Source organism: Paraburkholderia sp. BR10937 (assembly GCF_040965695.1).
Classification (GTDB): domain Bacteria; phylum Pseudomonadota; class Gammaproteobacteria; order Burkholderiales; family Burkholderiaceae; genus Paraburkholderia.
The window spans coordinates 79,351-97,601 of record NZ_JBFRCL010000018.1 but is presented as its reverse complement, the minus strand read 5'-3'; the positions used below and the strand labels follow the sequence as shown (position 1 = coordinate 97,601).

At 63.7% G+C, this 18,251-nt stretch carries 18 protein-coding genes; 4 read left to right on the top strand and 14 right to left on the bottom strand.

The features are described 5' to 3' along the window. Positions 1-53 precede the first annotated feature (53 nt). From rfbD to rfbB, 4 genes are read right to left on the bottom strand one after another with little or no spacing between them, the layout of a single operon-like run. Positions 54-938 (bottom strand): dTDP-4-dehydrorhamnose reductase, encoded by an 885-nt coding sequence (rfbD, locus tag AB4Y44_RS17005; protein ID WP_368700288.1) that lies wholly within the window; start codon positions 936-938, stop codon positions 54-56. 7 nt (positions 939-945) lie between these two features. After that, entirely contained in the window at positions 946-1,497 is a 552-nt protein-coding gene (rfbC, locus tag AB4Y44_RS17000; RefSeq protein ID WP_368700287.1) for a dTDP-4-dehydrorhamnose 3,5-epimerase, read from the bottom strand. After that, positions 1,482-2,375: a glucose-1-phosphate thymidylyltransferase RfbA gene (gene rfbA, locus AB4Y44_RS16995; RefSeq protein ID WP_368616868.1), complete on the bottom strand. Its 894-nt coding sequence runs from the start codon at positions 2,373-2,375 to the stop codon at positions 1,482-1,484. The genes rfbC and rfbA overlap by 16 nt, the downstream gene beginning before the upstream one ends. Before the next feature lie 11 nt (positions 2,376-2,386). Continuing rightward, positions 2,387-3,448, bottom strand: a complete 1,062-nt coding sequence (gene rfbB / locus AB4Y44_RS16990) for a dTDP-glucose 4,6-dehydratase (protein ID WP_368700286.1) — start codon at positions 3,446-3,448, stop codon at positions 2,387-2,389. A 374-nt stretch (positions 3,449-3,822) separates the two neighbouring features. Between rfbB and AB4Y44_RS16985 the strand changes: the two genes are divergently transcribed. Beyond that, the gene (locus AB4Y44_RS16985) at positions 3,823-4,677 is read left to right on the top strand and encodes a symmetrical bis(5'-nucleosyl)-tetraphosphatase (RefSeq protein ID WP_368700285.1); all 855 of its coding nucleotides are present in this window, start codon (positions 3,823-3,825) and stop codon (positions 4,675-4,677) included. Between the two features lie 36 nt (positions 4,678-4,713). On the opposite strand, the gene AB4Y44_RS16980 is transcribed toward AB4Y44_RS16985, so the two are convergent. The 8 genes from AB4Y44_RS16980 to AB4Y44_RS16945 all read right to left on the bottom strand — a co-directional run bounded on the left by AB4Y44_RS16980 (position 4,714) and on the right by AB4Y44_RS16945 (position 11,679). Further along, entirely contained in the window at positions 4,714-5,487 is a 774-nt protein-coding gene (locus tag AB4Y44_RS16980; RefSeq protein WP_368700284.1) for a lysophospholipid acyltransferase family protein, read from the bottom strand. A 72-nt stretch (positions 5,488-5,559) separates the two neighbouring features. Next, positions 5,560-6,855 carry a dihydroorotase gene (locus tag AB4Y44_RS16975; protein WP_368700283.1) on the bottom strand — a complete coding sequence of 432 codons (1,296 nt, stop codon included), beginning with the start codon at positions 6,853-6,855 and terminating at the stop codon, positions 5,560-5,562. Positions 6,856-6,880: 25 nt separating this feature from the next. Continuing rightward, a complete protein-coding gene (locus tag AB4Y44_RS16970) occupies positions 6,881-7,900 on the bottom strand; it encodes an aspartate carbamoyltransferase catalytic subunit (protein ID WP_368700282.1) in 1,020 nt (339 codons plus the stop codon). A gap of 92 nt (positions 7,901-7,992) precedes the next feature. Next, a complete protein-coding gene (gene pyrR, locus AB4Y44_RS16965) occupies positions 7,993-8,514 on the bottom strand; it encodes a bifunctional pyr operon transcriptional regulator/uracil phosphoribosyltransferase PyrR (RefSeq protein WP_368683821.1) in 522 nt (173 codons plus the stop codon). A 33-nt stretch (positions 8,515-8,547) separates the two neighbouring features. Further along, entirely contained in the window at positions 8,548-8,982 is a 435-nt protein-coding gene (ruvX, locus tag AB4Y44_RS16960; protein WP_368700281.1) for a Holliday junction resolvase RuvX, read from the bottom strand. Further along, positions 8,979-9,557, bottom strand: coding sequence for a YqgE/AlgH family protein (locus AB4Y44_RS16955; protein ID WP_028202127.1), 579 nt, complete (start codon positions 9,555-9,557; stop codon positions 8,979-8,981). The genes ruvX and AB4Y44_RS16955 overlap by 4 nt, the downstream gene beginning before the upstream one ends. Before the next feature lie 234 nt (positions 9,558-9,791). After that, entirely contained in the window at positions 9,792-11,312 is a 1,521-nt protein-coding gene (locus AB4Y44_RS16950; RefSeq protein WP_368700280.1) for a hypothetical protein, read from the bottom strand. A gap of 196 nt (positions 11,313-11,508) precedes the next feature. Next, positions 11,509-11,679: a rubredoxin gene (locus AB4Y44_RS16945; RefSeq protein WP_008342674.1), complete on the bottom strand. Its 171-nt coding sequence runs from the start codon at positions 11,677-11,679 to the stop codon at positions 11,509-11,511. Positions 11,680-11,963: 284 nt separating this feature from the next. Here AB4Y44_RS16945 and AB4Y44_RS16940 point away from each other — a divergent pair, with 284 nt between their 5' ends. Continuing rightward, positions 11,964-12,809 carry a hydroxymethylpyrimidine/phosphomethylpyrimidine kinase gene (locus AB4Y44_RS16940; RefSeq protein ID WP_368700279.1) on the top strand — a complete coding sequence of 282 codons (846 nt, stop codon included), beginning with the start codon at positions 11,964-11,966 and terminating at the stop codon, positions 12,807-12,809. Between the two features lie 200 nt (positions 12,810-13,009). Here the strand turns inward: AB4Y44_RS16940 and groL are convergent, their stop codons facing one another. Further along, the gene (gene groL / locus AB4Y44_RS16935; protein ID WP_342921541.1) at positions 13,010-14,650 is read right to left on the bottom strand and encodes a chaperonin GroEL; all 1,641 of its coding nucleotides are present in this window, start codon (positions 14,648-14,650) and stop codon (positions 13,010-13,012) included. A 44-nt stretch (positions 14,651-14,694) separates the two neighbouring features. Continuing rightward, positions 14,695-14,985: a co-chaperone GroES gene (gene groES / locus AB4Y44_RS16930; protein WP_110857043.1), complete on the bottom strand. Its 291-nt coding sequence runs from the start codon at positions 14,983-14,985 to the stop codon at positions 14,695-14,697. A gap of 838 nt (positions 14,986-15,823) precedes the next feature. Here groES and AB4Y44_RS16925 point away from each other — a divergent pair. Both AB4Y44_RS16925 and AB4Y44_RS16920 read left to right on the top strand, forming a co-directional pair. Then, a complete protein-coding gene (locus AB4Y44_RS16925; protein ID WP_368700278.1) occupies positions 15,824-16,684 on the top strand; it encodes a hypothetical protein in 861 nt (286 codons plus the stop codon). Positions 16,685-16,744: 60 nt separating this feature from the next. After that, positions 16,745-17,833, top strand: coding sequence for a TAXI family TRAP transporter solute-binding subunit (locus AB4Y44_RS16920; protein WP_368700277.1), 1,089 nt, complete (start codon positions 16,745-16,747; stop codon positions 17,831-17,833). The last annotated feature ends 418 nt before the right edge of the window (positions 17,834-18,251 follow it).

Genomic DNA, 18,251 nt, shown 5'->3' with positions numbered 1-18,251 from the left:
TCTTGATGAAACTTCAAGGTTGAGAGCGCAACCTTCTCAAACTGCTGTCTGATCTACTCAGCCAAACACAGCCGCAGCGCATCGTGCCAATCCGGCATCCGCAAACCGAACACCTCGGTCAGCTTGTCCAGCGACATTCTCGAATTGGCCGGCCGCTTCGCAGGCGTCGGATAGTCGCTTGCGGGAATCGGCAAGACCGTCGGCGCATCCGCGCCCATCGCAGCCGCGAATATCGCTTCTGCAAAGCCGTGCCACGACGTCGCTCCGGCCGACGTCAGATGGTAGACGCCGGAACGACGCACCCACCAGTCGGTGTCATCTGCCGCTGCGCCTTGCGCGACGATGTGCGACGTCGCAGCCGCAATCGTCTTCGCCCAGGTCGGCGCGCCGATCTGGTCCGCAACGACTCGCAATTCTTTCCGCTCGCCGCCCAGCTTCAGCATCGTCTGCAAGAAATTCTTACCGCGTCGGCCGTACACCCAACTCGTGCGCAGGATCACGTGCGCGCATCCCGTCGCCGCAATCGCACGTTCGCCTTCTAGCTTCGTTTCCCCATACACGTTCTGAGGATTCGTCGCGTCGGTTTCCACGTACGCGCTCGATTTCGCACCGTCATACACATAGTCGGTCGAAAAGTGGATGAGCGCACCACCGGCACGCGCAGCCTCTTCCGCGAACACGCGCGGCACATCGACGTTCAAGCGTCGTGCAGCCTCGGTATCGGTCTCGGCCTTGTCCACCGCCGTATACGCAGCGGGATTCACAATCAGAGACGGCTTCAGGTCCCGTACGAAGGCTCGCACACGCTCTAGATCGGAGAGATCGAGCGTCGACCTGTCGCACGGCACCACGCGGCCAAGCCCCTGCAGCGAGCGCAGCAATTCGAATCCAACCTGGCCAGTCACGCCCGTCACGAGGATCGTCATTTCCCGACTCATAACGGCCTCAAGCGTAGAGTTCGGCTTCGGCCAGACGCACGCCGGCTGCGTCCTTCGCCGCCAGCACCGGCTCGCCCTCGATCGGCCATTCGATGCCGATATCCGCATCGTTCCAGATGATGCTGCGCTCGTGCTCCGGGTACCAGTAGTCGGTCGTCTTGTACAGGAACTGCGCGGACTCCGACAACACGACAAAGCCATGCGCAAAACCCGGCGGCACCCACAACTGGCGATGATTGTCGACCGACAGATTCACACCAACCCACTTGCCAAACCGCGGCGAGTTTTTGCGGACGTCGACCACGACGTCGAACACTTCGCCTTCGACCACACGCACGAGCTTCCCCTGCGCATGCTCGATCTGATAGTGCAGCCCGCGCAGCACCCCTCGCGACGAACGCGAGTGGTTGTCCTGCACGAATTCGACGCCCTGCTCCACGTGCTCGGCGAACTCGCGCGCGTTGAAGCTCTCGTAGAAGAACCCGCGAGCGTCACCGAACACCTTGGGCTCAATGATCTTGACTTCGGGCAGTGCCGTCGCCGTTACCTGGATAGCCATGCAACCTGATGAGTGAGAATGTTCTGGAGGTACTGCCCGTAGCTGTTCTTCGCCAGCGGCTTTGCAAGCTTCAACACCTGCTCCGCATCGATCCACTGCTTGCGATACGCGATCTCCTCGGGACACGCAACCACGAGACCCTGGCGCTTCTGCAGCGTCGCAATGAAGGTCGCCGCTTCGATCAGCGAATCGTGCGTACCGGTATCGAGCCAGGCGTACCCACGCCCCATGATCTCGACACTGAGCGCGCCGTCAGCAAGATAGCGCGAATTCACATCGGTGATTTCGAGCTCGCCGCGCGCCGAAGGCTTGATGTCGGAGGCGATATCGCACACGCGATTGTCGTAGAAATACAGCCCCGTGACCGCATAGTTCGAACGCGGCTTCGCGGGCTTCTCTTCGATCGACACCGCACGGAACGACTGATCGAATTCGACCACGCCATAACGCTCGGGATCGTGCACGTGATAGGCGAACACCGTCGCACCGCTCTCTTGCGCATTAGCATGCTCGAGCTGCTTTGCGAGATCGTGTCCGTAGAAAATGTTGTCGCCAAGGATCAGCGCCGACGGATCGTTGCCGATGAAATCCTTGCCGATGATGAACGCCTGCGCGAGTCCGTCGGGCGACGGCTGCACGGCGTACTGGATATTCATCCCCCACTGGCTGCCGTCACCGAGCATCGCCTCGAAACGCGGCGTGTCCTGCGGCGTCGAGATGATCAAGACGTCACGAATGCCCGCCATCATCATCGTCGACAGCGGGTAGTAGATCATCGGTTTGTCGTACACCGGCAGCAGCTGTTTCGACACGACGTGCGTGATCGGATACAGCCGCGTTCCGGAGCCGCCCGCGAGAATGATGCCTTTACGTGCCATCGCCTTGTTCCTCACCCGCGCTTCGCATAATTCGTCTCGACCCACTTGCGATAGTCGCCCGACACGACGTCATCGACCCATGCCTGATTGTCGAGATACCAGCGCACTGTCTTCGCAAGGCCGGTTTCGAACGTCTCGGCGGGCTTCCAGCCGAGTTCGCGCTCGAGCTTGCGCGCATCGATCGCGTAACGGCGATCATGGCCCGGACGATCCGTCACATAGGTAATCTGCTCGCGGTACGAACCCGCCGCCTTCGGGCGCAGTTCATCGAGCAAGTCGCACAACGTGTGCACGACTTCGAGATTCCTCTTCTCGTTCCAGCCGCCGATGTTATAGGTCTCGCCGACCTTGCCCCGCGTGAGCACCTCGCGGATCGCGCTGCAATGGTCGCCCACGTAGAGCCAGTCGCGCACGTTCTGGCCGTCGCCGTACACCGGGAGCGGCTTGCTGGCGAGCGCGTTGGCAATCATCAGCGGAATCAACTTTTCCGGAAACTGGTACGGGCCGTAGTTGTTCGAACAATTCGTCGTCAGCGTGGGCAAGCCGTACGTGTGATGGTAGGCACGGACGAGATGGTCCGAACCCGCCTTGGTCGCCGAGTACGGGCTATTGGGCGCGTACGGTGTCGTTTCGGAGAATTGCGGGTCGGTTGCCGAGAGCGAGCCGAACACTTCGTCCGTGGAGACGTGCAGGAAACGAAACGCGGCCTTTTCGGCTGCGGGCAGGTCGCTCCAGTACTGGCGAGCGGCTTCGAGCATCGTGAAGGTGCCGACGACATTGGTCTGAACAAAATCAGCCGGACCATGAATCGATCGATCGACGTGGCTTTCGGCCGCGAAGTGCAGCACCGCGCGCGGCTTGTGCTCGACGAAGAGCGTGTCGAGCGCTGAGCGGTCGCAAATATCCACGCGCGCGAATATGTGCTTCGCATCGTCCCGCAACGATTTCAGCGTCCCGAGATTGCCCGCGTACGTGAGCTTGTCGACATTCAATACGGCTTCGTCCGATTGACTCAGCCAGTCAAGCACAAAGTTGGCGCCGATAAAGCCGGCACCGCCCGTAACCAGAATCATGGAACTCCTTGTATTGCGCGAGTGCGGAAGCAATTCTGGCGTCAATCTTTACACCAGATGACCTGAAAGCTAACTGTAGAAATAGCCTTCGTGCGGGAGAAGCGCCCGATCCAGCAGATTCAGCCTTACCTACCCCCGCAGATTCTGGTTCTAATTTTATCGATAGAGAATTATAAGGATACCGTGTACGAACGCTACCCCCCTAACATCTTGAAACAGCTTGACAAATTCGTTTGGCATTTTTCGTGCCATGCCGGGGTCGAATCGTTCATCCGCCATGCATTAGCCTGTTTCCGCGGCGTCACGCGACGGCACTCATCTTGTGATACCGTCATTGCCTCGCGCCACGCCGTACACCCCCAGCCATCAACCGAATGAAAGAGCAAGCGCCGCATCCCGCCCCTCTCGCTTTTGGCGACCTTCAGGGTTGCCTCTCACCATTTCGCGAACTGCTCGCCAAAGCCGCGCCCTCCCCGGACACGCCGCTCTGGTTCGCGGGCGACCTGATCAATCGCGGTCCCGCGTCGCTCGAAACGTTGCGCGAGGTGATCGAACTCGGCGATCGCGGCGTGGCGGTGCTGGGCAATCACGACCTGCATCTGCTGTCCGTTTCGGCAGGCATTCGCAAGGCGAAGAAAGACGACACCATCGGCGACATCCTGAGTGCACCCGACGCCGAAGATCTGCTGCACTGGGTGCGTCATCGCCCGATCGCGCACTACGAGAACGGCATGCTGATGGTGCATGCAGGCGTTTTGCCTCAGTGGGACGTCGATCTCACGATGGAACTTGCGCACGAACTCGAAAAAGCGTTGCGCCGCGACAACTGGCGGGAAACACTTGCCGGCCTCTACGGCAACCAGCCGAACCGCTGGTCCAAGGACCTTAAGGGTATCGAGCGCCTGCGCGTGACCTGCAGCGCGCTCACACGCGTGCGTTTTTGCGACAGTGACGGCGTGATGGACTTCTCAACCAGCGGCGGCCTCGACTCCGCGCCGCCAGGCTTCATGCCGTGGTTCGACGTACCGGGGCGCAAGACCGAAGACATCACCGTCGTGTTCGGCCATTGGGCGGCGCTTGGCCTCACCCTGCGCAAGAACCTGGTCGGGCTCGACTCGGGCTGCGTCTGGGGCGAGGAGCTCTCGGCGATCCATCTCGTCGGCGATCCGGGCAAACGCATCCTCACGCAGGTGCCCTGTGAGAGTTGTCGCGCTATTACGAACGACTAACGCACCCACGAGCGCGCAGGCACAAGCCTTCTGGCGTCAAGTCGCCTGCGCCACTCCATGGGGATGCGCGGCCGCCTCACCCCGCATCGTCTCCAACGCCTGCCCCACAGCCTCCTGCGCCCGCGCCGCCAGCTTGCGCCGGTCATCCCCCGCTTCGATCGCCTCGCCCACATAAACGTGAGCGGTCAGCGGCCCGGACTTAAGCATCGCGTCGAGCGAATCCTTGAGCGAGAGGTCGTCGATATACGCCGGCGCAACCGACTGCCGCCCCTGCGCATCCTCATACAAAATGCACAGCGGCTGCACCGGCCTCCCAGCCGATACCGCCGCCTGGAACATGTTCGAGTGAAACGGCTTGAGCGCGAGGCCATCCGAGGTCGTGCCTTCGGGAAACACGCACATCAGCTCGCCGCGCTCGAGCCGCGCCGCCAGCTCATGCATGATGCGTTTCGCATCGCTTCGCTTCTCGCGCTCGACGAACACCGTGTCGAGATTCTGCGCGAACCAGCCAATGAGGGGCCAGTTGCGGATCTCGGCCTTCGAGACGAACGGCGTGGGGCGCCACGCGTTGATCACGTAGATGTCGATCCACGAGATATGGTTGCTCACGACGAGCGCGCCCGCGTCGAGCCGCGCCGCCTCGTTGTGCACGACGAGCCTCATGCCGCATAGTTCGAGCATCTTGAGGGACCATGCGCGGTTCATGGCGTGGCGCTGATCGGCGCTTGCGCGCGGAAAACGCAACGCGACGGTCAGGGCACCGCGCAGCAAATGCGCGAGCAGGCGGGTCTTGCGAATGAAGAGGCTCATGTTTGACGATTAGCTGAATCGCGAAATCCTAGCAGATGCACGTGACACAAATCTGTCACGCACGTTCGCAACTCAATCGAAACTGCGCTCAAAGCCCACGCGGCCCGCCACGAGCGTTGCGCGTACCACGGCGGGCAGTTCGTAGCCGAGGAACGGCGTGTTGTGTCCCTGACTCTTGAGCGCGCGCGGCTCGACGCGCCAGTGCGCATGGGGATCGAACACGCAGAGGTCCGCGCTCGCGCCCACGGCGAGCCGTCCCGCCGGGCTTGCCAGATCATGTTGCATCACGGCTGCGGGCGCCGACGTCACATGGGCGAGCGCTTTCGCGAGCGGCACGCGCGCTTCCTGCGCCCATTTCACCGTGAGCGAGAGAAGCAGTTCGAGGCCCGTCGCGCCCGGCGTCGCTTCGGCGAAGGGCAGCAGCTTCTCGTCGTCGTCCACGGGCGTGTGCTGCGAACAGATCGCGTCGATCGTGCCGTCGGCGAGGCCCGCGCGAAGCGCCTCGCGATCGCGCTGCTGGCGCAGCGGCGGGTCGAGCCGGAACTGCGCGTCGAAATAGCCGATGTCCATGTCGATCAGATGGAGATGGTTGGCCGTCACGTCGCAGGTCACGGGCAGGCCCTCGGCTTTCGCCGCGCGCACGAGCGCCACGCCCGCCGCCGACGAAAGATGCTGCACGTGCACGCGCGCGCCCGTCACGCGCGTCAGTTCAAAAAGCGTATGCAGCGCAATCGTCTCCGCGCTCACCGGCACGCCAGAGAGGCCGAGACGCGAAGCCAGCGCGCCGCTCGCGGCCACGCCGCCCTTTGATAGATACGCGTCCTGCGGCCGCAGCCACACGGCGTAGCCATAGGTGCTCGCGTACTGCAGCGCGCGCAGCAGGACCTGGGTATCCGCGATCGGCGTGTCGGCCTGCGTGAAGCCAATGCAGCCCGCTTCGGTCAGCGACACCATCTCGGTAATGACCTGCCCTTTCAGGCCAACAGTGAGCGCGCCCAGCGGATGCACATGCGCACGCGCAAGTTTGCCCGCACGATACTTGAGCATTTCGACAAGGCCGGCCTCGTCGAGCACAGGGTCGGTGTCGGGCGGGCACACGAGGCTCGTCACGCCGCCCGCGAGCGCCGCGTTCATCTCCGAGTCGAGCGTGGCCTTGTGCTCGTAACCCGGCTCGCGCAGGCGCGCGCTCAAGTCGACGAGACCGGGCGCGACCACGAGGCCGCGCGCATCGAGCGTGCGGTCCGCCTGGAAGCCTGCGGGCGCCGCGCCAAACGCTGCAATCTTGCCCGCTTCGATGTACACGTCCTGCTGCTGTTCGGTCCCGGCCGCCGGATCGATCAGCGTACCGCCTTGAATATGGATCTTCATCTGTTGCCCTGGCCTTCTAGCGGCTTCAATCGTTGTTACCGGCGACGATACCCATCACCGCCATGCGCACCGCAATGCCGAAGCTCACCTGGTCGAGGATCACCGACTGCGGACCGTCGGCGACCTGCGAGTCGATCTCCACGCCGCGATTCATCGGCCCCGGATGCATGACGATCGCGTCGGGCGCGGCGAGCGCGAGGCGCTCGGGCGTCAAGCCCCAGCTCTTGAAGTACTCCTGCGCAGAAGGCAACAGCGCGCCGCTCATGCGCTCGTTCTGCAGGCGCAGCATGATGATGACGTCGACGTCTTTCAGGCCTTCGTCGAGGTTATGAAACACGCGCACGCCCATCTGCTCGAGGCCGCCCGGCAAAAGCGTGCGCGGGCCGATGGCGCGCACCTCGGGCACGCCGAGCGTGGTCAGCGCGTGGATGTCCGAGCGCGCCACACGCGAATGCAGGATGTCGCCGACGATCGCCACGCGCAGGTTCGTGAAGTCGCGCTTGTAGTGGCGGATCGTGTACATGTCGAGCAGGCCTTGCGTCGGGTGCGCGTGGCGGCCGTCGCCGGCGTTGATCACGTGCACGTGCGGCGCGCAGTGCTCGGCGATCAGGTACGGCGCGCCGCTCGACGCGTGGCGCACGACGAACACGTCGGCGTGCATCGCCGAAAGATTGCCGATGGTGTCGAGCAGCGACTCGCCCTTGCTCGTCGATGAAGCGTTGATGTTCAGGTTGAGCACATCGGCCGAAAGACGCGTGGCCGCGATCTCGAACGTGGTGCGCGTGCGCGTGGAGTTCTCGAAAAACAGGTTGAACACCGACTTGCCGCGCAGCAGCGGCACCTTCTTCACGTCGCGGTCGGTCACGCTCACGAACTGCGTGGCGGTATCGAGCACATGCGTGAGGATCGCGCGCGACAACCCCTCGATCGACAGCAGGTGTTTAAGCTCGCCATTCTTCGTGAGCTGTGGATTGCCCTTGAGGAAGCCGTAGCGAAACCGCGTATCGTCCGCTGGGGACGCGGCGGGCGTGGGCTGTGTGTTCATCGCGTGAATCCTGGATGTGATGGCCGGCGTGTGGCCAGCGTGCGTGCCTGTACTTCTGCCGTCGCTGCCGCCGAATGTATTCGATGCGCGCGTCAGCTACCGCTGCCCTGCTCGACTTCAAAGGCGAAGCGGCCGTCGGGGTTGTGCGCAAGTACGAGCGTTTCGTGTGCGCCGACGCTCACTGCGCCGCCGGTGAAACGCGCGGACACCGGCAGCTCTCGCCCGCCGCGCTCGGCGAGCACCGCGAGTTCGACGGAGGCCGGCCGCCCGTAGTCATAGAGTTCGTTGAGCGCGGCGCGCACCGTGCGGCCCGTGTACAGCACGTCGTCGACGAGCAGAATGTGGCGGCCTTCCACCGCGAACGGCAGCGCCGTTGGGCTCGCCTTGCTGTGCAGGCCCTTTTTCGCGTAATCGTCGCGGTGCAGCGCGACGTTGAGCACGCCCCATTCGTGCGTCCCGACGTCCTGCGCGAGCCGCTCGGCGATCCACGCGCCACCGCTATGGATGCCGACGATCGCCACGCCGCCGGGCGCGCCAAACGCATCGGCGTGATAAGCCGCGCGAATCTCGTCGAGAAGGGCGAAGTACAGCGCTTCAGCGTCGGGAGTAGTCATTGGGCAACTCGCATCGGGCAACTCGCGGGCCAGTCAGAGCGGGAGTTCGTCGAGGTACTGCTGGAGAATCACGGAGGCCGCTTCGGCGTCGACATGGTCGACGCGTTCGCCGCGCTCACGCAGCCGCGCTTCGGCGTCGACAGACGAATAGCGCTCGTCCACCCACACCACCCGAAGGCCGAAGCGGCCGTTGAGCTGGTTGCCGAAGCGCTTCGCGTGCTGCGTCATGATGTGTGGCGTGCCGTCCGGATGGCACGGCAGGCCGACCACAAGCAGGTCGGGCTGCCACTCGCGCAGCAACTCGCCTATCGCTTCGAAACGATAGTCGCGACTCTTGTTTGGAATGACGGTGAGCGCCCGGGCGCTGCGCGTGAGCGCATTGCCGAGCGCCACGCCGATGCGCTTTTCGCCGTAATCGAACGCAAGCAAGGTGGCCTCGCCGGCCCCTCGCCCAGCGGCCACGCTCATGCGTGACCCGCCTCGCCCGACAACATCGTCGAGGAAATGCCGAGCAGCGCGAGCGCGGCTTCGAAGCGTTCTTCGGCGGGCACGTCGAATACGATCTTCGGATCGGCCTCGACCGTGAGCCAGCCGTTCTTCGAGATTTCGTCCTCGAGCTGACCGGCGCCCCAACCCGCGTGGCCGAGCGTGAGGAGGAACCGTTCGGGGCCGCTGCCGTTGGCAACGGCTTCGAGCACATCCTTCGACGTGGTCATCTCGAGCCCGCCCGGCACCGACATCGAAGACGTATAGCTCGTGCCCTCGGCGGGCGCGTGCAGCACGAAGCCCCGCTCGGTCTGCACCGGGCCGCCGAAATAGACGGGCACGTGCAGGAGCGGCTCGATTTCGAGCTTCAGGTCGATGCGGGAAAAGAGTGCCTCGAGATCGATGTCGGTGGGCCGATTGATGACGAGACCGAGCGCGCCGCGCTCCGAATGATCGCAAAGGTAGACCACCGTTCCTGAAAACGTGGGGTCCGCCATGTTCGGCATGGCGATCAGGAACTGGTTGGTCAGATTGATGCGATCGGTACTCTTGGACATGGTTTGAATTCTAGCAAAGACGATGCGCAATGGCGGCGCGCTGCCAGGCCGGAAGTCGGGCGCCCGATGGCCGCCACGCACTTTGCCAGCCGCTACGCGTTGCGCATTGCAGGGAATAGCTCACTCTAACACGCGCGCGCTGCGCCCTTGCAAGGCAATGGGCCAACGGCGCAAGGCCGGTGCCCGGCGCCTGGGCGGCCAGACGCGCGCCGCCGATCCGCCCGCCCGGTGCATTCAGTGCGCAATGGATTGCGCTGCGGGCTGCGCTGCGGTTGGCGCCACGCCGCCAACGATCGCCGCCCCAAGCGCACGCACCGCGGGCGTGGCGTCGGGCTGCGCGATGCCCGCCGCGACCTTGTGCAGCATGGCGCGCAGCGCCTCACTGGCGTGCTCGATCGCCTCGGCGCCGGGCGCCTGAACCGAGGGCGCGCCGTGCGCCTCGAGCGCCTCGAGCGCCGCGAGCGTTGCCGCGTGTGCGGTGCGCCGCCAGGCGAGGCCGAGGGCATCCGCGAGCTGGCCGACGTGACCGAGCCCGAGCGCCCAGGCCGCCGCACCGATGCGATACGCCGCCTCGGCCGCGACCAGCGCGTCGGCAGGCTCCGCGCCCGCGCCGCGCAACGTCAGCGTGCGTGAGTGCGTGCCGAGCGCGATCATCGCCGCATCGGCAGTCTGCAGAAAATCTTCATACGCGTTGCCGTTCACGACGAGCGCGCCCAGCTCGCGCGTGGGCGCCACGCGCGCCGCGAGCGCGCCGGCCTGCGCGCTGCCGGCTTCCCACAGCGCTTCCGAGGCTTGCGTGCCGGCGATATGCCATTCGACGGTCAAGCCGTAGTCGTGCAGCAAATCGACGTCGACGGTGTCTTCCGCGGCGGCCCCGAAGAGCGCGTAGTCGCGCCATAGCAACGCCAGCGTCGAGCGCACGAGCGTTTGCGGCGCGAAGCGCAGGCCGCGCGCGTGCTCGCCGATCAGCAGATTGCAGCGCGCGTAAAGCCGCCGCACGCCCTCGTCGCCCCATGACGCCACGCCGCGCCGCAGCGCGCGTGCGCACGCGGCGGCAAGTCGCCAGAAGTCGTAGGGATCGGGACTCGATAGCTCGGCCATGCAGGCGTCCATTTCGTCGAATGCCGCGAGCGCGAGCGCGTTGGCCGCCCGGCTGCCGTTGCCAATTTGCGATTTCAGCGCATGCAGCAGCGCCTGCTCGAAGCGCGCGCGCACCTGGCCAAAACGCTGCGCCGGCTGCGGATGCAGCGAAGCGGGCGCGAGCGGCCTGCCCTGCAGCGCCACGTCCTCGTAAGCGAGCGCGATGCCCGGCACGTGCTCCGCCAGTGCGGCCAAGAGCGCATGCTGCCGCGCAAAAAGCGCGGGCGAGCACGCCAGTTCGCGCAGATTGCGGCGCTCGAGCGCGGCGACGAGTTCCTTGAGCGCCTCGCTGAACAAGACGCGGATTTCAGCGTCTTGCACTTCCTCGGGTGCATGGAGCGGCCGCGCGGGCAAGCCCGGCGGCGGCGCGACGGGCACCGGCGCGGCGAGCGCGAGCGGGGAAGCGAGGAGCAGCGTGTCGGCAAAGCGCGCCGCGGCAAGCCAGCCGGCGTCGTGCAGCGTACGGGCGGCCTGGCGCAGCGGCCGGGCCACATCGCGCTGCTCTTCGAGCGCGGCAAGCGCCTGGGCGAGCGCGCCATGCGCGAACGGCACCGCACCGCCGCGCGGATTCGGCAACGCTTCGAACCGCACATCAGAGCTTGAAGGATGACTCATAGGGCAGCGCCGAAAACGTTAGCGGGCCGACCGGGCGGGCAATCTCGACAGTGGCGTCGACGGGAGCATCGACAACCGCGACGGCAAGCGCAAATACGGTGCCCGCCGTTGCGACACCGCACTCCACACCCGCCACACTTCTGGAATCTGCAGCCAGACTGCGCGCCGACTATCGCCAGCTATTTGAGCAACGCGCTCAGATCTGGACCATCTCGAAGTCTTCCTTGCGCGCACCGCACTCAGGACAGGTCCAGTTGATCGGGACATCCTCCCAGCGCGTGCCGGGGGCAATGCCTTCGTCTGGCAAACCGGCTTCTTCATCGTAAATCCAGCCGCAGATCAGGCACATCCAGCTTCTATATTCCATTCTTATGCCGCGTCGAAAAGTCCGAAACCAGTCGGAAAAAAAATCGGGGAAACGAGAGCCATGATGGTACCTTGTTGCCGTTTCCATGCCTAGCAAGAGGAAATCTGGCCTGCACGGGATCAAACAGAATGCGTTGCCGCGAGCGGCTCGTGCGGCGCGGAAAAATCCTCGCGCGCGCCGGGGTCATCCGTCCCCCGGATTCATCGATAAGCCGCATAATTAAAGCATTCGCTTATGACGGCACGGTACGCCGCGCCCGAAGTCCAATCCATCTCGCCACGTTCATGCCCAGCGACACCCCTCCCATCGTCCTCACCTTCGGCCTTTCCGACCCGACCGGCGGCGGCGGACTTCAAGCCGACCTGCTCACGCTCGCCAGCATGGGCTGCCACGGCGTCACCGCGCTGACCGGCTACACGGTGCGCGACTCCGCGGGCTGCGACGAAGTGACCGGGCTCGACCCGGAAACCGTCGCCACCCAGGCGCGCATGCTGCTCGAAGACATGCCGATCGCGGCGTTCAAGGTTGGTGCGGGCGCGCGCGCCGAGGTCGTGAGCTCGATCGCCGAAGTGGTCGCCGACTATGACGACTTGCCGCTCATCCTCGCTCCCGACTTCACGCTCGACGACGAGCACGTGCTCGCCGCCGACGAACTGCGCGAAGCCATGGCCGACCTGCTCGTGCCGCAGACCACGCTGCTCGTGGCCGACTCCGCCACGCTGATCGCGCTCGCACAGCCAGACGGCGACGCGGAAGCGCCCAGCGTCGACGCGGCCATTGCGCATCTGCTCGCCACCGGTTGCGAGTACATCCTCGCGATGGAAACGGGCACGCATCGCGTGGTCAACACGCTGTATTGCGAAGACGGCCAGTTGCGCCAGGATCTGTGGGACCGCTCCACGCAGCCGATGATGGGTGTGACCGACACACTCGGCGCCGCCATCGCCGCGCTGCTTGCCAATGGGCAGGAGCCGCCCGAGGCCGTGCGCGAAGCGCAGGAATATGTGTATCAGGCCGTGCAGAACGCGTTCAGGCCGGGGATGGGCGCGTGGCTGCCCGACCGGTTCTTCTGGGCGCGCAGCAACGATACGGACGCGGACGAAGCCCCGCCCGGCGAAGCGAAACAATAAGACTGCTGCCTGGCCTTCTGCGCGGAGGCCGGCCGTGCAAACCGCACGGACGAAAAAAAACTCGCATCGCTGCGAGTTTTCTTTTCGGGCGAGGGAAACACCCCTCACGGGGCGCTCCCTGCACGTCGATGTAATTTCGGCAAAAGCCTGACTCTGCATGGGACCGGAGTAGGCGCTGAAGCACCAACTCCGGATCGCAATTACATGTCCATGCCCATGCCGCCCATGCCGCCGGGCATGCCGCCGGGCATCGGAGCATCTTCCTTCGGCACTTCAGCAACGGCTGCGTCCGTCGTCAGGAGCAGGCCAGCGACCGAAGCTGCGTTTTGCAGCGCGGTACGCGTGACCTTCGTCGGGTCGACCACGCCGGCTTCCACCAGGTCGCCGTACTCGCCGGTCGCAGCGTTGTAGCCGTAGTTGCCTTGACCAGCAGCAACTGCTGCCACCACGACCGAAGCTTCTTCGCCGCCGTTCGTGACGATCTGGCGCAGCGGCTCTTCCATGGCGCGCAGGACGATCTTGATACCTGCGTCCTGGTCTGCGTTGGCGCCCTTCACGTTGGCGATTGCCGTGCGTGCACGGATCAGCGCAACGCCGCCGCCCGGGACGATGCCTTCTTCAACGGCAGCGCGGGTTGCGTGCAGCGCGTCTTCCACGCGTGCCTTCTTTTCCTTCATTTCGACTTCGGTCGCAGCGCCAACCTTGATCACTGCCACGCCGCCTGCCAGCTTGGCAACGCGCTCTTGCAGCTTTTCACGGTCGTAGTCCGACGTCGCTTCTTCGATCTGCGTGCGGATTTGCTTCACGCGCGCTTCGATGTTCACGGCTTCGCCAGCGCCGTCGATGATCGTCGTGTTTTCCTTGCCCACTTCGATGCGCTTGGCTTGACCCAGTTCGGCCAGCGTTGCCTTTTCGAGCGTGAGGCCGGTTTCTTCCGCGATGACTTGACCGCCGGTCAGGATCGCGATGTCTTCCAGCATGGCCTTGCGACGGTCGCCGAAGCCCGGAGCCTTGACGGCGACGGTCTTCAGGATGCCACGGATGTTGTTGACGACCAGCGTTGCCAGAGCTTCGCCTTCGACGTCTTCAGCGATGATCAGCAGCGGACGGCCAGCCTTCGCGACTTGTTCCAGAACCGGCAGCAGATCACGGATGTTCGAGATCTTCTTGTCGAACAGCAGGACGAACGGGCTTTCCAGCACGGCGACTTGCTTGTCCGGGTTGTTGATGAAGTACGGCGAGAGGTAGCCGCGGTCGAACTGCATACCTTCGACGACTTCCAGCTCGTCTTGCAGCGACTTGCCGTCTTCGACGGTGATCACGCCTTCCTTGCCGACCTTGTCCATCGCTTCAGCGATACGGTCGCCGATCGACGTGTCGCTGTTTGCCGAGATCGAGCCGACTTGAGCGATTTCCTTGTTGGTCGTGCAGGGCTTGCTGACCTTGCGCAGCTCTTCGATTGCTGCTGCGACGGCCTTGTCGATGCCGCGCTTCAGGTCCATCGGGTTCATGCCCGATGCGACGTACTTCATGCCTTCGCGGACGATCGACTGGGCCAGAACCGTAGCCGTCGTCGTGCCGTCACCGGCGTTGTCGCTGGTCTTGGAAGCCACTTCCTTGACCATTTGCGCGCCCATGTTCTGGAGCTTGTCCTTGAGCTCGATTTCCTTTGCGACCGAGACACCGTCCTTGGTGACCGTCGGGCCGCCGAACGAGCGCTCGAGCACCACGTTGCGGCCCTTCGGACCCAGCGTGACCTTCACTGCGTTGGCGAGAATGTTCACGCCTTCAACCATCTTGGAACGGGCGGAATCGCCGAACACGACGTCTTTAGCTGCCATCTTCTAACTCCTTGAATTCTTGAATAGTGAGCGGTGGAATGAACTTACTTGTTCACCACGGCCATGATGTCTTCTTCGCGCATCACGAGCAGTTCGTTGCCATCGACCTTGACGGTCTGGCCAGCGTACTTGCCGAACAGGACGCGATCGCCGACCTTCACGTCGAGCGCGATCTGGGCGCCCTTGTCGTCGCGCTTGCCCGGGCCGACTGCCAGGACTTCGCCTTGATCCGGCTTTTCTGCCGCTGCGTCCGGGATCACGATGCCCGAAGCGGTCTTGGTTTCTTGATCCAGGCGCTTGACGATCACGCGATCATGCAAAGGACGAAGGTTCATGGATAGATCCTCTCTTGATTAGGACTTGAAGCGACTCAAGAAAACCTGGCTGCCGGTAACCGCCAGCCAGAGATGTTGTTAACACCAGAGTTGTTAGCACTCTCATGCGGTGAGTGCTAATTATATGGACGGGGAGTGACAAATTCAAGAAGGGGCGGAATGGGGAATTTCCGTTGAGATTGGTTCGACCCCGGAGGCACTTTTGCTAGTTCAGGTTAGAACTATCGGATGTCGGGCCTGGTGCCACATCGAATTATTCTTCAATTAAAACAATAGGATAGATCGACGCGACATCCGAGCCGACAAGAAGCCGCATGACTCTGGAAGCAACGGCATCCAGCAAGCAGGCCCCGGCCTGCCGGGTCATCCGGGATGCCTCTCGGGGAAATCCCCGATCCTGCCATGATCCGGCGCGATTTATACGCACAACCGGTTTGTTGGCGCCCACTGCTCGCGGGCAGCGCATATGTGCGGTAGGCAACACCGGCAATTAACGGATGAACGGAAAATCACTCATATGATCTTTCGAGCGGCTGCGCCCGGTCAGGCACCGCCGCTCTCCTGCGCATGCAGATCGTGGGTTCCGCGAGGCTTCGCCGATCGCTTCAACGACGATCCTGAACATGCCGAAATGGCGTCGCCATGACGGTGGAACGACAGCATGTCAGCTCAGATGACTCGTAACCAGAGTTTCCCCACACCATGCAAGTTCTGTGGCGGGGCGCTCTATCAGTACGCCGATTCCTGCCCTTACTGCGGCACGGATCGTCCGCTGGATACCGTTGCGCACGCGCGCTCCAAAGCCACGTTGAGAGTCCTCGATTCCGCGGCAGCGTCTATGCCTGCCGTCGCAAAGGTCGCGTTTGCCGGCGCAGCCGCATCCAGTCGCCCCACGGTGCAGGCCGACTATCTGCACTACTATCAACTCGAGCAACACCGCCCGTTCTGGCACACCGGTAAAGGGCGCTTCGCGAAGGGCGTATTGCTCGCCTGGCTCATCGTCGCAATCGCCTACGCTGTGTTTCTCCTGTACGGCGAAAGACACGGGCAGCAAAGAGAAGTACGCGCCTCGCGTGCGAGCCTCGCGCAGAACAGCTCGCCAAACGCGAATGCCCCACTCGCGCGTGACGCGAACAATCAGGAAGCGCGCGAGGTACCGCGCAACAGCGCACCGGCGGAGCAACGCCGCGACAACGCGCTGCAAAGCGCGGACCGATGTGCCACGCAACGCGCCTGGAATTGCGTGCGAGAGCAGGCATCGGAGGCGCTCGCGATTGATCCGGGCAGCCTGCACGCGCGATCGTTGATGGAGCGCGCCATCCTGGCGACGGGTTGGTCGCCGCTCCGTGCGCCGAAGGGCGCAGCGCAAGTGGATGCGGCGGTGCCACTGCCGCGCGATGCGCGCACCGTACCGTTGCCGTCGTCGCAAGATTGGGGCGTGGCCACGCCGTCGGCATCGCAAGACCCGCCCGCATCCGCGCCACCTCCCCCGCTGCCGGGTGCGACCAACACTCCAGCAAACGCGAATCCGACGGACCTCGGCGATGCGAATCCGAACGCCGCGGCGACCGCTGCGGACGAATCCGCCAGCACGGGCGCTCCGGGTCCGGCCAGCAACGATAAAGGCGCCGATGCACAGGAGCGCGCGATTCTCGAACTCGGTTGGAAGCACGCCGCCCCCTCCGAAGCCACACATTGAAAACGATTCCCTGAAATGGGGAAATCCGCCGTTCATCACTTCCAACGTGGGTGAAAAACGATGCTGAAAATGACACTAGCGGCACTGGCGGGACTGTTCACCCTGCTTTGTGCGCCGGTCGCCGTCTCCGCCGCGGCAGACGCGAACTACAAAATCGTAACCGGCCAGGAGCGCGGCACGTACATTCAGATCGGCCAGGACCTGGCGAAATGGGTCGCGCAGCCGGCGGGCATCAGCCTCGAAGTGATCCCATCGAAAGGCTCGGCCGAAAACGTGCAGCGCATGCGTTTCGAGCCCGGCGTGAAGCTCGCGCTCGTGCAGTCCGACGTCTACCAGGCCTACGTCGACATGGCCAATTCCGGCAACGAAGAGGCCGGCACGCTGATACGGCCACTGCGGCTCATCATGCCGCTCTATGACGAAGAGATTTACTTCGTCGTGCGTAACGATTCGCCGATGAAAGCAATCAACGAGATCAAGGACAAGGTAATGAGCGTCGGCCTGATCGGCAGCGGCACCGCGCAGTCGGCGACCACGCTGTACCGCCTCATGTTCGGCCAGCCGATTCCCGAGCAGAACGCGCAGCACCTGAGCAACGAAGACGCGCTGGCCGCGCTCATCGTCAAGAAGATCGATGTGGCCATCATCGTCGCCGGACAGCCCGCCAAGCTCTTCACCGACATGAACCCCGAGCTGCTGCAGCAGATCCGCTTCCTGCGCGTCGATGCGAACGCGCCGGAAACGGCGCGCGCAAAGCAGACCTACTATCCCGCGACGATCCACGTGTCGAGCTACCCGAACTGGCTCAAGGAAGACGTGCCGACGTGGACGGTCAAGGCCTTTCTCGTCACCTATGACTACAACCTGCGCGATACGGTCGGCAACCTGAAGCGTTTTGCCGATTCGCTCTGCGCGAACTTCGACAACCTGCAGGAGCACGGCCATCCGAAGTGGAAGCAGGTCAAGCTCGAGCTACCGGGCCTCGGCAAAGGCTGGCAATACTATCCGCCCGTCGAACGGCGCCTCAAGGCGTGTTTCGCGCATCGCGCCGCGATGCAGGCGGCCGCGCCACCGCGCGCTGCTGCAGCGGAACAAGTCAATGCACGCCCGTGCTCGGACCAGGAGCGCCTCCTTCTGCTCTGCAAGTGATTCGACACGGAATGAACGTCCAGTAACAATTGGCGAATCGCGCGAAGAGCATATCGGGGTGTGCATGCCAGCAAATCCGCGATGTTGGCCTCGGCCATACATGATCGCAATCGTCTGTACTCCGACAAATGGCAGGCTTGTTCCGCCATGTAAAGCAGCGCGGTTCGCGGATGCGATAGAAATACGGGGCTCGGACCACGACATCGTCGGGCAGTTCGTTCGCCCCGGATGCGGCGACGCTACGCGTCGCTTCCTGAGAGACGTATCGGATCGAATGCAAAGCCTGTGATCCAGAAGGCTGCCGGGAAGGCAGAGTTCGTGCGCCAGAAGGCGGACTCTGTGTTCCGGCGAACGGTAATCCCCGCGCAGCCTCCCTAATATGCGCCTACTGTTAATCCTTTGACCGGCGACCGCACGT

What these genes read in the sequence shown, in the direction of transcription:
- rfbB (WP_368700286.1), bottom strand. Translation starts at nt 3,448, where the DNA reads ATGATTCTGGTTACGGGCGGTGCCGGCTTTATCGGCGCCAACTTTGTG.
- AB4Y44_RS16970 (WP_368700282.1), bottom strand. Translation starts at nt 7,900, where the DNA reads ATGAACACACAGCCCACGCCCGCCGCGTCCCCAGCGGACGATACGCGG.
- AB4Y44_RS16955 (WP_028202127.1), bottom strand. Translation starts at nt 9,557, where the DNA reads ATGTCCAAGAGTACCGATCGCATCAATCTGACCAACCAGTTCCTGATC.
- ruvX (WP_368700281.1), bottom strand. Translation starts at nt 8,982, where the DNA reads ATGAGCGTGGCCGCTGGGCGAGGGGCCGGCGAGGCCACCTTGCTTGCG.
- AB4Y44_RS16925 (WP_368700278.1), top strand. Translation starts at nt 15,824, where the DNA reads ATGCCTGCCGTCGCAAAGGTCGCGTTTGCCGGCGCAGCCGCATCCAGT.
- AB4Y44_RS16975 (WP_368700283.1), bottom strand. Translation starts at nt 6,855, where the DNA reads ATGAAGATCCATATTCAAGGCGGTACGCTGATCGATCCGGCGGCCGGG.
- AB4Y44_RS16950 (WP_368700280.1), bottom strand. Translation starts at nt 11,312, where the DNA reads ATGAGTCATCCTTCAAGCTCTGATGTGCGGTTCGAAGCGTTGCCGAAT.
- rfbC (WP_368700287.1), bottom strand. Translation starts at nt 1,497, where the DNA reads ATGGCTATCCAGGTAACGGCGACGGCACTGCCCGAAGTCAAGATCATT.
- AB4Y44_RS16985 (WP_368700285.1), top strand. Translation starts at nt 3,823, where the DNA reads ATGAAAGAGCAAGCGCCGCATCCCGCCCCTCTCGCTTTTGGCGACCTT.
- groL (WP_342921541.1), bottom strand. Translation starts at nt 14,650, where the DNA reads ATGGCAGCTAAAGACGTCGTGTTCGGCGATTCCGCCCGTTCCAAGATG.
- AB4Y44_RS16980 (WP_368700284.1), bottom strand. Translation starts at nt 5,487, where the DNA reads ATGAGCCTCTTCATTCGCAAGACCCGCCTGCTCGCGCATTTGCTGCGC.
- AB4Y44_RS16920 (WP_368700277.1), top strand. Translation starts at nt 16,745, where the DNA reads ATGCTGAAAATGACACTAGCGGCACTGGCGGGACTGTTCACCCTGCTT.
- groES (WP_110857043.1), bottom strand. Translation starts at nt 14,985, where the DNA reads ATGAACCTTCGTCCTTTGCATGATCGCGTGATCGTCAAGCGCCTGGAT.
- rfbA (WP_368616868.1), bottom strand. Translation starts at nt 2,375, where the DNA reads ATGGCACGTAAAGGCATCATTCTCGCGGGCGGCTCCGGAACGCGGCTG.
- pyrR (WP_368683821.1), bottom strand. Translation starts at nt 8,514, where the DNA reads ATGACTACTCCCGACGCTGAAGCGCTGTACTTCGCCCTTCTCGACGAG.
- AB4Y44_RS16940 (WP_368700279.1), top strand. Translation starts at nt 11,964, where the DNA reads ATGCCCAGCGACACCCCTCCCATCGTCCTCACCTTCGGCCTTTCCGAC.
- rfbD (WP_368700288.1), bottom strand. Translation starts at nt 938, where the DNA reads ATGAGTCGGGAAATGACGATCCTCGTGACGGGCGTGACTGGCCAGGTT.
- AB4Y44_RS16945 (WP_008342674.1), bottom strand. Translation starts at nt 11,679, where the DNA reads ATGGAATATAGAAGCTGGATGTGCCTGATCTGCGGCTGGATTTACGAT.